The sequence below is a fragment of the Aequorivita sp. H23M31 genome, assembly GCF_004022485.1.
Lineage (GTDB): Bacteria > Bacteroidota > Bacteroidia > Flavobacteriales > Flavobacteriaceae > Aequorivita > Aequorivita ciconiae.
This window is the reverse complement of record NZ_CP034951.1, coordinates 2,614,106-2,627,756: the sequence shown is the minus strand read 5'-3', so window position 1 is coordinate 2,627,756 and position 13,651 is coordinate 2,614,106. Positions and strand designations below refer to the sequence as shown.

Annotated in this window: 14 protein-coding genes; 10 read left to right on the top strand and 4 right to left on the bottom strand. The window is 38.8% G+C overall.

The window, feature by feature from the left end; translation table 11 throughout:
- Window positions 1-20 precede the first annotated feature (20 nt).
- The gene (locus tag EI546_RS11575) at window positions 21-884 is read right to left on the bottom strand and encodes a DUF58 domain-containing protein (protein ID WP_128250684.1); all 864 of its coding nucleotides are present in this window, start codon (window positions 882-884) and stop codon (window positions 21-23) included.
- A gap of 136 nt (window positions 885-1,020) precedes the next feature.
- Window positions 1,021-2,025: an AAA family ATPase gene (locus EI546_RS11570; RefSeq protein ID WP_128250683.1), complete on the bottom strand. Its 1,005-nt coding sequence runs from the start codon at window positions 2,023-2,025 to the stop codon at window positions 1,021-1,023.
- 281 nt (window positions 2,026-2,306) lie between these two features.
- Between EI546_RS11570 and EI546_RS11565 the strand changes: the two genes are divergently transcribed.
- The 9 genes from EI546_RS11565 to EI546_RS11525 all read left to right on the top strand — a co-directional run bounded on the left by EI546_RS11565 (window position 2,307) and on the right by EI546_RS11525 (window position 10,432).
- Complete coding sequence (locus EI546_RS11565; RefSeq protein ID WP_128250682.1) at window positions 2,307-3,071, top strand: SDR family NAD(P)-dependent oxidoreductase; 765 nt, start codon at window positions 2,307-2,309, stop codon at window positions 3,069-3,071.
- 240 nt (window positions 3,072-3,311) lie between these two features.
- Window positions 3,312-4,448 (top strand): ATP-binding protein, encoded by a 1,137-nt coding sequence (locus tag EI546_RS11560; protein ID WP_128250681.1) that lies wholly within the window; start codon window positions 3,312-3,314, stop codon window positions 4,446-4,448.
- 229 nt (window positions 4,449-4,677) lie between these two features.
- On the top strand, window positions 4,678-5,472 hold the full coding sequence (locus EI546_RS11555; RefSeq protein WP_128250680.1) for a T9SS type A sorting domain-containing protein: 795 nt from the start codon (window positions 4,678-4,680) through the stop codon (window positions 5,470-5,472).
- A 90-nt stretch (window positions 5,473-5,562) separates the two neighbouring features.
- Entirely contained in the window at window positions 5,563-6,288 is a 726-nt protein-coding gene (locus EI546_RS11550; RefSeq protein ID WP_128250679.1) for a metallophosphoesterase family protein, read from the top strand.
- Between the two features lie 63 nt (window positions 6,289-6,351).
- Window positions 6,352-7,341: an acyl-ACP desaturase gene (locus EI546_RS11545; RefSeq protein ID WP_128250678.1), complete on the top strand. Its 990-nt coding sequence runs from the start codon at window positions 6,352-6,354 to the stop codon at window positions 7,339-7,341.
- 54 nt (window positions 7,342-7,395) lie between these two features.
- The gene (locus tag EI546_RS11540) at window positions 7,396-7,920 is read left to right on the top strand and encodes a hypothetical protein (RefSeq protein WP_128250677.1); all 525 of its coding nucleotides are present in this window, start codon (window positions 7,396-7,398) and stop codon (window positions 7,918-7,920) included.
- An 11-nt stretch (window positions 7,921-7,931) separates the two neighbouring features.
- Complete coding sequence (locus EI546_RS11535; protein ID WP_128250676.1) at window positions 7,932-8,870, top strand: 2-hydroxyacid dehydrogenase; 939 nt, start codon at window positions 7,932-7,934, stop codon at window positions 8,868-8,870.
- Window positions 8,871-8,949: 79 nt separating this feature from the next.
- On the top strand, window positions 8,950-9,294 hold the full coding sequence (locus tag EI546_RS11530) for a TM2 domain-containing protein (RefSeq protein WP_240673105.1): 345 nt from the start codon (window positions 8,950-8,952) through the stop codon (window positions 9,292-9,294).
- A gap of 226 nt (window positions 9,295-9,520) precedes the next feature.
- Complete coding sequence (locus EI546_RS11525; protein WP_128250675.1) at window positions 9,521-10,432, top strand: hypothetical protein; 912 nt, start codon at window positions 9,521-9,523, stop codon at window positions 10,430-10,432.
- A gap of 339 nt (window positions 10,433-10,771) precedes the next feature.
- On the opposite strand, the gene EI546_RS11520 is transcribed toward EI546_RS11525, so the two are convergent.
- Both EI546_RS11520 and EI546_RS11515 read right to left on the bottom strand, forming a co-directional pair.
- On the bottom strand, window positions 10,772-11,827 hold the full coding sequence (locus EI546_RS11520) for an IS110 family RNA-guided transposase (RefSeq protein ID WP_128250674.1): 1,056 nt from the start codon (window positions 11,825-11,827) through the stop codon (window positions 10,772-10,774).
- 22 nt (window positions 11,828-11,849) lie between these two features.
- Window positions 11,850-12,053, bottom strand: a complete 204-nt coding sequence (locus EI546_RS11515; RefSeq protein WP_128250673.1) for a hypothetical protein — start codon at window positions 12,051-12,053, stop codon at window positions 11,850-11,852.
- A 196-nt stretch (window positions 12,054-12,249) separates the two neighbouring features.
- Between EI546_RS11515 and EI546_RS11510 the strand changes: the two genes are divergently transcribed.
- The gene (locus tag EI546_RS11510) at window positions 12,250-13,605 is read left to right on the top strand and encodes an IS110 family RNA-guided transposase (RefSeq protein ID WP_128250672.1); all 1,356 of its coding nucleotides are present in this window, start codon (window positions 12,250-12,252) and stop codon (window positions 13,603-13,605) included.
- Window positions 13,606-13,651 lie beyond the last annotated feature (46 nt).

Sequence of the window (13,651 nt, the reverse complement as noted above, 5' to 3'; positions counted from 1 at the left end):
AACATCTAAAATCTCGTCTATCAACGTCTCTTAAAATAACCAAGTAATTTTTTCACATAACTTTCATCCACACGGCAGCTCAAGGCTCCTGCTCCACTTTTGGTAAATGAATCCACAAAGTAATCTATCCGCTCTCGGTGATATGCGTAATAATGATTCCGCACACTTTTAGAACCTGTATTTACCAAAATCAATTCTCCCGTTTCTTGATCCTCCATTTGCACCATTCCCAAATTTGGAATGGTTTCTTCAGCCTTATCATAAACCCGAATTCCGGTTAAATCGTGTTTTTTAGCAGCAATCCTTAGCGTATCCCGATAATTATCATCGATAAAATCTGAGAGGACAAATACGATCGCCTTCTTCTTCATAACATTACTCAAAAACTTTAGGGCGTTGGCAATGTCTGTTCTGTTGCTTTTTGGTTCAAATTCCAACAGCTCACGTATGATTCGCAACACATGGGATTTTCCTTTTTTAGGAGGAATGTAAAGCTCAATTTCATCCGAAAAAAGAATCAATCCCGTTTTATCGTTATTCTGCATAGCCGAAAAAGCCAGCGTTGCTGCTATTTCAGTAATAATTTCATTCTTAAACTGTTCTTGGGTACCAAAAAATTCCGAACCGCTAATGTCAACCAAAAGCATAAGAGTGAGCTCGCGCTCTTCTTCAAAAACTTTTACAAAGGGCTCGCTGTATCGGGCGGTAACGTTCCAATCTATATTCCGGACATCATCACCAAATTGATATTGGCGCACTTCGCTAAAAGTCATCCCTCGACCTTTAAAAGTACTATGGTATTCGCCACCAAAAACGTTGTCGCTAAGCCGACGCGTTTTGATTTCGATTTTCCGTACTTTTTGAAGAAGTTCTTTAGTATCCATTTTCCCCATCTAAGTCCTCCCCAGAGGGGAGGACTTTTAAATTTCGATTTTCCTTAAATATTTTCATTTTTTCACAATCTGGAAGCCCCCTCTAGGCCTTCCTGCCGAAGGGGCAGGTAGGTAGGGGTTTGGGGGACTACGGTACTTCAATAACATTCACGATCTTGTTGATAAGATCTTCGGAAGTAATGTTTTCGGCTTCGGCTTCGTAGGTTATACCGATTCTGTGGCGCAATACGTCGTTAACCACTGCGCGAACATCCTCGGGTACAACATAACCACGACGGCGGATAAAGGCATAGCATTTTGAAGCTATTGCGAGGTTTATACTTCCACGTGGAGAGGCGCCAAAATTGATTAGTGGCTTAATATCGGCAAGTCCGAAGTTTTCTGGGGTCCGAGTGGCAAAGATTATATCGAGAATATACTTTTCTATCTTTTCGTCCATATAAACCTCCCGCACGGCTGCTTGTGCTCTTTTTATCTGCTCCAAAGTTGCCACGGGATTTACCTGCTCGTATTCTTCTTTCAGGTTCTGACGGATAATAAGTTGTTCTTCGTTCAGCTGGGGATATTTTATTACCGTTTTTAGCATAAAACGGTCCACTTGCGCTTCCGGCAGTGGGTAAGTACCTTCCTGTTCGATTGGGTTTTGGGTAGCCATAACCAAAAATGGCTTATCCAGTTTAAAAGTAGTATCGCCGATAGTAACTTGTTTCTCCTGCATCGCCTCCAACAGTGCAGATTGCACTTTGGCTGGCGCACGGTTAATCTCATCAGCAAGTACAAAATTGGCAAAAATAGGACCCTTTTTAATGCTGAAATCGTTAAGTTTCATGTTGTAAATAAGAGTTCCTATAACGTCGGCAGGTAGTAAATCCGGCGTAAATTGGATTCGGCTAAAGGTACCGTGAACTGCTTTCGATAAGGTATTTATGGCAAGGGTTTTGGCCAAGCCTGGAACTCCTTCCAAAAGAATATGGCCCTGGCCCAATAGACCGATCATCAATCGTTCCACCATATGTTTTTGGCCAACGATTACTTTGTTCATTTCCATTGAAAGAATGTCCACAAATGCACTTTCTCTTTCAATCTTTTCATTTAATGCCCCAATGTCAAAGGTCGAATTTGTATTTTCCATACTGTATTTAGATTCAATGTAGAATGCTCTGTAAAAAGACGCTGCAAATTGTACATAAATTGCTAAAAACCTTGTTAATAATTGGTTAAATGTAGAATGCTAAAACTTTAAAGTTCAGCCAAAAAAATAGCGTTTTCATTAAAAATTCCTTAATCCTAGAAATTGAAATAATTTTTCGGAAGAAATAGTAATTTTAAAAAGAAAAATAGTATCCCGAACAATTTAAATTCATTTTCTGCACATCAGAAGTTTTAACCCTAAAAACTAAAATAAGAATATATATGAAAAATAATAAAACTGCAATTATAACGGGAGCCACTTCCGGAATTGGGAGAGCAACAGCAAGACTTTTTGCACAAAACGGAATCAGGATAATAATCTGCGGAAGGCGCGAGGAACGGCTCCAAAAACTTTCTGAAGAACTTTCAGCAATCACGGAAGTCATTATCCTCAATTTTGACGTACGTGACAAGGAGAAAGTTGAGTGGGCAATAAAATCAATTCCAGCAAATTTTTCAGACATAGACATTCTGATAAACAACGCCGGCAATGCCCACGGATTGGACACAATAGACGAGGGAAAAACGGAGGATTGGGATGCAATGTTGGACATTAATGTGAAAGGGTTATTATATGTAACCAACGCCATTTTACCAAACATGATTGAACGCAAATCGGGACACATCATTAACATCGGAAGCACTGCCGGCAAGGAAGTTTATCCTAAAGGAAATGTGTATTGCGCCAGCAAATTTGCCGTGGATGCCCTCAATCAGGGAATGCGAATTGACTTGAATGGAAAAGGTATAAAAGTGGGAGCCATAAACCCAGGACTTGTGGAAACGGAATTCAGCGAAGTCCGATTTAAAGGAGACAATGAACGAGCCGAAAAAGTGTACCAAGGTTTCACTCCCTTAAAACCAGAAGATATTGCGGACATTATATGGTTTGCCGTAACCCGTCCGCCACACGTGAATATTGCCGATTTAACCGTGATGTGTTTGGATCAAGCGTCCTCGACAATTGTAAATAAGGTTACAAGTTAAAAATTACAGGTTGAATGACGATGCAGGTTAAAAGTTGCTTGTTAAATGTTTAAATTTTGAAAATAAGATTATGGCTAAAATTGAGAAATTTGAGGATTTACAAATTTGGCAACTCACTAGAAATATTTAAAGAACTCCCACAGAAAAGGCTACAAATATGATTAGCACACCTTGGAAATTTATAACCTAAAAGACTACTATTCAGACAAACATTAAACCTGAAACCTGAAACAATAAAATATGATCAATAAACGCCTTCTTATCAAAAACCTACTCGCCCACAATGACGAGAGCAGTTTCTATGATAAAAAGCGAAAAATAGATCTTGGAACAAAAGAGGGTAAGGCAAAATTTTTAAAACATATCTGTGCCCTGAGCAATAGCAATCCGGCGAACAATTCGTTTATTGTAATCGGAGTTGAAGATGAAACCAATGAAATTATCGGGACCGATTTCTTTGACGATAGCAAAATACAGAATCTTATAAATGCGTATTTAACCAATCCGTCCTTAATTTCTTATGAAAACGTTGCCTTTCCAAATTTGCCATCCGATAAAGTGTTGGGTTTGGTAACCATAAGGCCCAACGGAAAAATTACTTCACTTCGAAAAAATATATGGAAATATTGGGGCGGGTCTATTTTTCTTCGCGATGGCAGCATCTCAATGCCCAAGACTTTTGATATTGAAATAAAAGATGTCAATTCCGAAATTGTAAAATCGATAGAAAATGCGGCAAAAAACAATATCGAAATGACCTTGGACGGCGTTCTTGATTTTATCAATAATCGCCACAAGGACTTTGAAAGCCACTACAAAGTTTTTAAGGAACAATTCGTTTTGTGTTGGGCGGGAAATCCTAAAAGAGTTAAGGATGAAACTTATTATTCCCGTGTGGATATTGAACTTATCAATGAACAAGTACGCCTTTTTTATTCGGCTTTGGATGAGATTACCATAAGCTATACGGATGATTATTTTCAAATGGTAGAATATGTGCATTTGGGGCTAAATGATCAATTTAAATATTATCCGTTGGAAGAGGTAACAATTCATTTCCAAGAAAACGGGTCGTATCAAATGGATTCGAAATTGCTTTTTGAGCCACCTCAATTCAATAAAAAAACACTTTTTCATATTTATAATGCCAACAATTCAATATTGGAAAAACTTAAAAGGAAAGTCCCTTTAAATTCTTCTGAAAGCAAAGATTTACAGCATCTTCCCTCCACGTATTTAATTTGTTTTTTAAACGGATTTGAGGATGCAAAAGAGAAACTTCAGGAAGCTAAAGAGTTTTTAAGAGAGTATAATTCAGCAGCTTATCAGCTTTCAAAGGAATCGCTACGGATATTGAGGAAGGTGAGTTATAATTAATTTTATCGTATCTTAGGAAGATCTAAACTTTATAGGTTATGAAAAAAAACTATACTTCTTCTACTTCTTGCGATTTTAGGATTTGAGGGGTTTTCCCAATGCTCTATAAATCCATTTATTCAAGATAACTATAAGTTGGACGCACAGCTTTTGGCTATGCGAGAGATTAGAAGCGATACTTTAGATCCCTTTCCTTCCCGAGACGCGCTATATTCCATATCTGGAACGGTTGTCGGCCTTATACGAAAATCCTTTTAACAGTTCGGTTGTAGACTCTATTTTCAACGATTTTAAAATTCACGTTAATTCGGAATATAATTACCAAATTGAATACAAAAAAATTATTATCCGAGTAGCTAATGATGTTCCATGGATTGAGGATTTTAAGAATACTGGCATTTCGGGTATCCCCGCATTGGATAATTTGATGGCACAATATCAACTTTCCATTTTTAATTATATCGTTTTGCCAACTTGTGAATGCACCCATTTCCATTTGGAAACTAATTTCGATTTCTTGAATATGTATGCCTTGATTGATGACTTTGAGGCAATTGAAACTATAGACAGGGCTACAGTCAATATTTCTGACATGTCCGTTCGCTTTAATTACACTGGAATTCCTTATTATATCGATAACCGCCCCATCGAAGTCTGCGATATTATAGTGGATGGAGACTTATTTACTTTTATTCTTTATGCATATGATTGTATGGCTGGATGTCTATTACAGGAAGCCAGATATGCTCGCGTAACTGAAGAATGCGAAGTGCTTTCCACTCCTTCAAATTCATTTGAAAAATTAGTAATTTATCCCAATCCCACCTCGAATAAAATATATTTAAGGGGTATTTCTTCGGATGTAGAACATATCCAAATTTTTTCGGTTGAAGGAAAATTAGTTCAATCCTTAGAAAACGTTTCCCAAGAAATCGACGTGTCACAATTAAATCCTGGAATATATTTTATGCAGGTTATTACTTCTGAAGCAGATAAATATTCATTGAAATTCATCAGAGAGTAATTTAAAATTTTACTATTAAAGGTTATGCGAACCTGAGAGAATTATAAAATTATTAACTGTTGGAAATAAGGAATTGATTATATTTTCCGAATGAGAACAGTAGTAATAGGAGACATCCATGGTGGGTTTAGAGCTTTGACCCAATTGATTGAAAGAGCAGATCTTCCTGCTAAAACAAAGTATATTTTTGTTGGGGATTATGTGGATGGATGGAGTGAAACCGTCGAGGTAATTTCATTTTTAATAGATTTTTCGCACAAAAATGAATGCGTTTTTATTCGTGGAAACCATGACGAACTGTTTTATAAATATTTAGCTTCTGGAGAATCCAATCCTATGTGGCTATCGCAAGGCGGAGAAACAAGCGTTAAAAGCTACATGAATATTTCAAGAGGACTGAAGGAAATACACAGAAGGTTTTTTGAGAATCTGGTCAATTACCATATCGATTCCGAAAACCGCCTTTTCGTTCATGCGGGATTTACAAATCAAGCGGGTCCTGAATACGAATATTATCCCAACTTGGTCTATTGGGATAGAACCTTATGGGAGATGGCTTGCGCGATGGACATAAGCATTTCTGAAAATGATAACAGATTTCCAAAAAGACTAAAACTTTTCAAAGAAATATTTATCGGTCATACTCCCGTAACCCGCGTGGGATATGACAAGCCTGCTAATTTTGCCAACGTCTGGAATGTCGACACCGGTGCTGCTTATAAGGGTTCATTATCCATGCTCGATGTGGATACCAAACAAATTTGGCAAAGCGATCCCGTGCATTTGCTCTACCCTAATGAAAAAGGTAGGAATTAAGACTTTTTTATTACTAAATAAGCCCTCTCCTACCTATATTTGTAAATCCCCTAAAAGAAAATTATGGCACTTAAGAACATCAGATTGGAAGTTATGCAAACGGTTGAAAAGGAAGTCGATAATTATATTGACAAATACCTTTTACCTGTAGAGGAAATCTGGCAGCCAACAGATATGTTGCCTAATTTCCAAAAAGAAAACTATATGGATGAGGTAACCCAACTTCGTGAGGAAGCGAAGGAATTGGGCTATGATTTCTGGATTGTGCTTGTGGGTGATATGGTAACCGAGGAAGCATTGCCAACCTACGAAAGTTGGTTGATGGATATGGAAGGAGTGGATCAGCATGGCCGAAACGGTTGGAGCAAGTGGATCCGCCAATGGACGGGAGAGGAAAACCGTCATGGAGATACTTTGAATAAATACCTTTATTTATCCGGTAGAGTAAATATGAGGGAGGTCGAAATTACTACACACCACTTAATTAACGATGGATTTGAGGTTGGTACAGGACGGGATCCTTATCGAAATTTTGTCTATACCAGTTTTCAGGAATTGGCAACCAATATTTCCCATAAACGAGTGGCGAAGATTGCAAAAGATAAAGGGAATAAAATGCTTGCCAAAATGTGCAATATCATTGCTGGGGATGAAATGCGCCACCATTTAGCCTATCGTCATTTTGTAAAAACCATATTTGAATACGACACAAGCGAAATGATGCTAGCTTTTGCAGATATGATGCAGAAAAAAATAATCATGCCTGCCCAAAATCTTAGACAGAGCGGTGGAAAAATGGCTTCAGCTTTTGATGACTTCAGTAATGCCGCGCAACGCTTGGGAGTTTATACAACTTATGATTATATCGATATTTTGGAAAAATTGAATGCCCATTGGGAAATTTCCAAAATGTCCAATTTAACCGATGACGCTGAAAAAGCAAGAGATTATTTGATCAAACTTCCCTCTAGAATGCTTCGTATTGCTGAAAGAGTAAAAGTACCCGTGGATACCCACTATTTCAAATGGGTGGAACCTAATGGAGTTGTTTAAATTGGGATAATAGATCTTCTCAGTTCTTTTAGAAGTCGTTAATACTTTCAACTTATGCTTGATCTCTTAAAAACCTCTTATCTTTTTATACCTCTCTTTATTCTTTCTATTGGAATAGGAAGTTGTGGGAGTAGCAAAATCGCCGATGATAAAATGATATTCGAAGAAAATCCACCATTCACTATTGAAAATGCTTATTTCCAAAAATGGGTAGCCGGTATTGAAGAAGGTGGTTCTGGAACAAAAGTTCATCTTACTTTTAGGAGCATGGAACCAAATGTGGTGATAAAGAATATCTATTTCCAAAACCAGATTATTAAGGCTCAAAAATCCTCTGCAAACCCACGGGAATATACCGCAGATTTTCCCAATTCTTCTCGAAATGATATTGTAATGGATATTGATCCAGTAAAAGAAGCTGCGAATACACCCTCTGGAAACTTTCCCTTTGAGCTAAATAAGAATGAAGCAGTGCTTGGCTATTTGTTCAATGGCAAAGAAAATTTTTATAAAATTTCCCACCTCTCCGAAAAGGAACACCTTGCCTATCCCCAATCCAATCCCAACAATCCGAATTAATCTTTTCTACCATGAAAGTTCTTCATATTGACAGCAATCATCACTTATTGATCGAAATGCTTGAAAAAGCAGGTTTCCAAAATGTCGAAAATTTTAAGGCTAGCAAAACAGAAGTAGAAAGAATAATTCCAGATTATGACGGAATCATAATCCGAAGTCGATTTAATATCGACCGCCAATTTTTGGATGCCGGAAAAAATTTAAAATTTATTGCCAGAGTAGGCGCTGGACTGGAAAGTATTGATATCGAATATGCCGAGGAACTCGGAATTGACCTGATCGCCGCTCCCGAGGGAAACAGAAATGCCGTTGGCGAACATGCTTTGGGCATGTTACTTTCTTTATTCAACAATCTCAACAAAGCCGATCGAGAAGTAAAAAATGGTCAATGGAACCGCGAAGCAAATCGCGGAGTGGAACTCGATGGTAAAACCGTGGGGATTATCGGCTATGGAAATATGGGCAAATCTTTCGCCAAAAAACTGCGCGGATTTGATTGCACAGTTCTATGTTACGACATCAAGAATAATGTGGGAGATGAAAATGCCAAACAAGTTTCTTTAAAAGAATTACAACAACAAGCCGATGTGCTAAGTCTTCACACTCCTTGGACTCTCCTAACGGACAAAATGGTAGATTCCAATTTTATCAATTCCTTCTTAAAACCATTTTGGTTGATAAATACCGCCCGCGGAAAAAGTGTGGTCACAGTCGATTTGGTTAATGCCCTGCAATCCGGAAAGATTCTGGGAGCTGGTTTGGATGTTTTGGAATATGAAAAATCCTCTTTCGAAACCCTCTTTGATTCCGATAATTTCCCCACTGCACTCAAGGAACTTTTTAATATGGAGAATGTGCTATTGACTCCGCATATTGCCGGATGGACGGTAGAAAGCAAAATCGGACTGGCCCGCACCATCGCTGAAAAGATTATAAAAGACTTCAGGTAATCTAGCACCATCTACAATTATACTTCGAAAGAATTGCTAATCGGTCTCTTTTTCCTATTTTTAGTCGGAATATTAACTAATGACGAAACTAATTATGGAAGAACAAGACAATACAGGTTACGATAGCACAAGAAGACAGGCAAGTAATACTGCAAATGAGTTTAAGGAAGGATGGAACCAAGTGCAACATACCCAAGAGAATAAAAAGGTATTAGCGGGAATTCTGGGAATCGTCCTAGGAGGTTTTGGAGTTCACAAATTCATACTCGGCTATACTCAGGAAGGAATCATTCAAATTGTTATTACAATTGTTACTTGTGGAATGGGAAGTATCATTGGCCTTATTGAAGGTATAATATACCTAACCAAAAGTGATGAAGAATTCTACCAGACCTACCAGGTAGGAAAAAAGGGTTGGTTCTAGTTTATATAAAAGGCTCTCAGATTAAAAAGTAATCTGGGAGCTTTTTTATTAAAGCGATTGAAACCATTCCCCAAGCTTTTTATACCTTTTGATTAATCAATTTATAAACCGAGTTAGGAGGAGATCATTCGCTAAATGGAAATAAATGTGTCGTGGATTGGCGATATAAACGACATAGCTTCTTTAAAATATTCGTATATAACCATGTTGCCCACAATTTGAAAAAATGCAGAAATACATAATAATTTTAGCTTTGATTACAATGTCTTGCAAAGGACAAAACGAGAAAAATAAACCGACCGAAAAAGCTACATCTGAAATAATAAAAACCTCTGAATTTGAACTAATCAAAGCAGAAAATCAACAAGGACTTTTAATTCTATTTCCTTGTTTTCCGTGTGATGCAGAAAATACATTGTCCGAATTTAAAATTGCTGAAATTAGCAAGGAAAATGGCTTTTCAGTTTTGGCAATGAACTTAAACGAACGTTTATATTTAAATCTGCGAGAAAAGGAAAAGTTAGCGGAAAAAATAACAGGAATAATTAGAGAACAAAATTTATCTGAAAAGAACATATTTGTTGGCGGATTTTCGAGCGGAGGAAATGTAAGCTTAATAATTAGTGATTATCTCGTAAAAAGCAAAAGTCAAATTCAACCAAAAGGAGTTTTTATAGTGGATTCGCCCGTTGACCTTTTCGGACTTTATAAAACCGCAGAAAAGAATTTAAAACTTAATTTTTCCGAACCAGCTGTTGCGGAATCAAAGTGGATTAAAGGAATGTTAGATAATGAGTTTGGAAATCTAGAGAGTGGTATCGTCAAATACGAACTGAACTCACCGTTCACATTGGAAACTCAAAACATCGATAATCTCAAAGGATTAGAAAATTTAAAAATCAGACTTTACACAGAACCCGATTTAAAATGGTGGAAGGAAAATGCCAATAATGATTATGAAGACTTAAATGCCTTCTACATTGAAAAATTGTCGGAAAAATTAAAAACCGAATTTGGTTATAATAATATCGAACTGATAAAAACAGAAAATAGAGGTTATCGGGAAAATGGAGAAAGGCATCCACATTCTTGGTCAATAGTAAACGAAAAAGAATTAATAAACTGGATGAAGAATTAAAAACTGTGGGCAACAATGTGTCCTATGAAAAGCACTAATCCCGTTCTTCAAAAATAGTATTTATATTTTAATTATCTCATAATGATTATTTTGGGGTGTTGGAATGTTGATAATTCCGAAGGATTATCAATATTTCAATACCATATAACTTGCTCCGCATCCTATATGTGATCCATCGTCTAAGCGCGGTCACCAGCATCTGTATGATTATAAGTTAGAATAAACCTGGCCACTTGCTAAAAAGATGTGGTCCATCCGCCTTCGGCGGAGGCCACCTACATTGTTTTGTGATACAGGTTTTGAATACTTCTTTGTGAGCTTTGTTATCTGTTTATATTATTATTCTATTACTCCTATTGCATAGGGAGTCTCTGTTTTTATTACCGCCAAGGTCCTGCTGAGTAATTTACGCGCGACCTTGATTATTACTGATTTGACGTCCTTTCCCAAATGCTTGCGATAATAGGCCTGCATTATCGGATCTGTCCTGATGGCCTGCCACGATGCTTCTATAAAATAACTGCGCATCAATCTATGGGCACGCATTGTAATACCGGTGCTCTTTTGGTTGTCGCCACTTTGATGGACCCCCGGTGCCAGACCTACATAGCCCGCCAAATGTTTTATGCTGTTAAAGCGCCGCAGGTCACCAAGCTCGCAGATGATACCGCTGGCAACGATCCCACCTATTCCCGGAATACTTTTTAAGAGATAATAATCCTTCTTGTAATGCTTGCGACAATAGGCACGAATCTTTGAAGACACATCTCGTAGTTCTTGATCGATAAACCTAAAACTGCGCATTCTGCTATCCAGCGTCTCACGGGCCGATGGGTAAACAAATGATTGATCGTCAATCCAGCCACGGAATTTATGGCTCCAATGATCATTGTCAAACTCCTCGGGAATGGCAACACCGAAATAAAGCAGCTGCATCTTGATATGGCTCTTGATGCGTCTAAAATCCTTTACCAGATCATTGCGCCTTCTAAAGAGACTGCGCAGTTGTTCTCGTTCAATTTCAGGTACATGTATACTTTCCAATCTACCATCTTTTAATTCCCTGCTTATAAGCTGGGCATCTATTTTATCGGTCTTAGTAAAGCGTTCCTTTCCCTTGCGGTGGATATCGGCAGGGTTGACCACAAGGGAGGTCCATCCATACTGTATAAAACTACGATGCGCATAATAGCCGCAACAGCCAGCTTCATAAGCCGTAGTGACCTCATAATTAGGAAAGTGTTTAGAAACATACTCCTGTAAGACTTCAGGCTTTGGAGGCATGGCAAACGACTTGCCAGCAAAGAGATCTGTAGCACAATGAACTTTCCAGCTCCTCTTGTGGATATCGATGCCTATGTATAACTTTGGTTGGGCAGTGGGTTCAGTTTTCATATCTTATTGTTTTTGGTGAACTTTAAAGATACGAGACTCGCTGCTTTTTCATAGATGCTATAAGCAATGGCTTTTTCCCGCCTACTTGGAAAATCCTGCGGATTTTCCTCTGGCAAGTAACTGTTTGCAATAGTTCGTGCCAGCCCACGCCACTGCTCATACACGAAACGTTAGCAGTAATCCCACCTATACCCCACCATTGACTCCCAAAGCTAACGTTGCGCATTTACTTTTTTCATAAATTAGTGATGCTCTTTGCAAGGCCGATTTTTCAACTGTTGCTCCCTCGGGAAGCACGAGCGCAATCCTGGTTGAGATGTTTGCGATGACTCCAGTGGCGGTGCCGATCTTTGGGCAACCCCGATCAGAATATTTACAAGCCAAAAGCACATCTCCTCAGAGCTATTTTAAACTCTATAACTATGGAAGAAACTGTTTCAATGGAAATTGTCAATCCCCATGCTGCGGGAATAGACATTGGGAGCCGCTCACATTGGGTGGCCGTTGGCCAATCCGAACCGGATGTTCGCGAGTTTGGCGTTTTTAATCAAGATCTTTTTGCCCTGGCCGATTGGTTGGATGAAAGGAAAATCATGACTGTTGCCATGGAAAGTACTGGTACTTATTGGCAAAATCTCTATGCAGTTCTTGTCGCTCGGGGTTTTCACGTAATCCTGTGCAATGGCAAGTTTACCAAGAACATCAAAGGAAAAAAAAGTGATGTAATGGACTGCCAATGGATACAAAAGCTGCACACTCTGGGACTGCTCAGCGGCAGTTTCCTGCCCGATGGACAGACCGAGCAGTTGCGCACCTATTGCAGGCACAGGTCCAATCTGCTCCATGCGGCAGCCTCTACCTCCAAAAAAATGCAGAAATATCTCAGACTGCTCAATTTCCGCTTGGATGTGGTAGTGAAGGATATCTGTGGCCTTACGGAACTTTTGATCATTCGCGCAATTTGCCAGGGGGAAAAGGATCCGCAAAAGCTTGCGTCACTAAGGCACGGCAACTGTCGTAGAAGTGAAGAGGAGATAGCCAGTGCTTTGCAATCAAATGGAAGAAAGGATTACCTATTCGCTCTTGGGCAGGAATTGGAGACCTATGACCACCTGCAATTAAAAATAGGACAGTGCGACAAGGAGATAGCAAAAATGCTCGAGGAGATCATCGGTTCGGACGACAACAAGCGGGAGCACCACATTGATCCAAAACCCCATAAAAGGATCAACAAAAACACGCCCAGGGAAATAGACCTAAACTTAAAGTCGTATCAGATGTTCGAGGGAACAGACCTATTGGCCATAGAGGGAATGAGCTACTCCACAGTTCTGGCACTAATGAGTGAGGTGGGAATCGAAGGGATCCGGAAGTTTCCAACCGCAAAACACTTTGCGAGCTGGTTGCGATTGGCGCCAAACAATAAAGTAAGCGGTGGCAAGGTGCTATCCAGCAAAGTGCCCAAGGGTAGCAACCGTTTAAAAATTGCGCTACGCAATGCCGCAAATGCCATAGGGAACTTAAAAGAATCAACCCCATTGCGTGACTTCTTCCATCGTGTCAACTTTAGAAAAGGACGCGTATCGGCCATTAGTGCCACAGCACGAAAGCTTGCAGTGATTATTTGGAACATGGTGGTCAAGGCAGTGCCCTATATAAATCCAGAAGGGTACCTATTCCTAGACCAAAAAAGAAAGCTGGGATTGGTGAAGCGTATAAAGAAACAAATCGATAAATTTGGTTTGACCAATGAAGTTATAGGTTTTGTAAATACCTAATAAACAATTAAATATAATACGTTAGTCAGAATGTAAAAGAAATGTA

Bases quoted from the DNA above. Each gene is read 5' to 3' on its own strand.
- EI546_RS11575 (WP_128250684.1), bottom strand. From the start codon at position 884: ATGGATACTAAAGAACTTCTTCAAAAAGTACGGAAAATCGAAATCAAA.
- EI546_RS11560 (WP_128250681.1), top strand. From the start codon at position 3,312: ATGATCAATAAACGCCTTCTTATCAAAAACCTACTCGCCCACAATGAC.
- EI546_RS11570 (WP_128250683.1), bottom strand. From the start codon at position 2,025: ATGGAAAATACAAATTCGACCTTTGACATTGGGGCATTAAATGAAAAG.
- EI546_RS11510 (WP_128250672.1), top strand. From the start codon at position 12,250: ATGGAAGAAACTGTTTCAATGGAAATTGTCAATCCCCATGCTGCGGGA.
- EI546_RS11530 (WP_240673105.1), top strand. From the start codon at position 8,950: ATGACGAAACTAATTATGGAAGAACAAGACAATACAGGTTACGATAGC.
- EI546_RS11520 (WP_128250674.1), bottom strand. From the start codon at position 11,827: ATGAAAACTGAACCCACTGCCCAACCAAAGTTATACATAGGCATCGAT.
- EI546_RS11550 (WP_128250679.1), top strand. From the start codon at position 5,563: ATGAGAACAGTAGTAATAGGAGACATCCATGGTGGGTTTAGAGCTTTG.
- EI546_RS11540 (WP_128250677.1), top strand. From the start codon at position 7,396: ATGCTTGATCTCTTAAAAACCTCTTATCTTTTTATACCTCTCTTTATT.
- EI546_RS11525 (WP_128250675.1), top strand. From the start codon at position 9,521: ATGCAGAAATACATAATAATTTTAGCTTTGATTACAATGTCTTGCAAA.
- EI546_RS11545 (WP_128250678.1), top strand. From the start codon at position 6,352: ATGGCACTTAAGAACATCAGATTGGAAGTTATGCAAACGGTTGAAAAG.
- EI546_RS11515 (WP_128250673.1), bottom strand. From the start codon at position 12,053: ATGCGCAACGTTAGCTTTGGGAGTCAATGGTGGGGTATAGGTGGGATT.
- EI546_RS11565 (WP_128250682.1), top strand. From the start codon at position 2,307: ATGAAAAATAATAAAACTGCAATTATAACGGGAGCCACTTCCGGAATT.
- EI546_RS11535 (WP_128250676.1), top strand. From the start codon at position 7,932: ATGAAAGTTCTTCATATTGACAGCAATCATCACTTATTGATCGAAATG.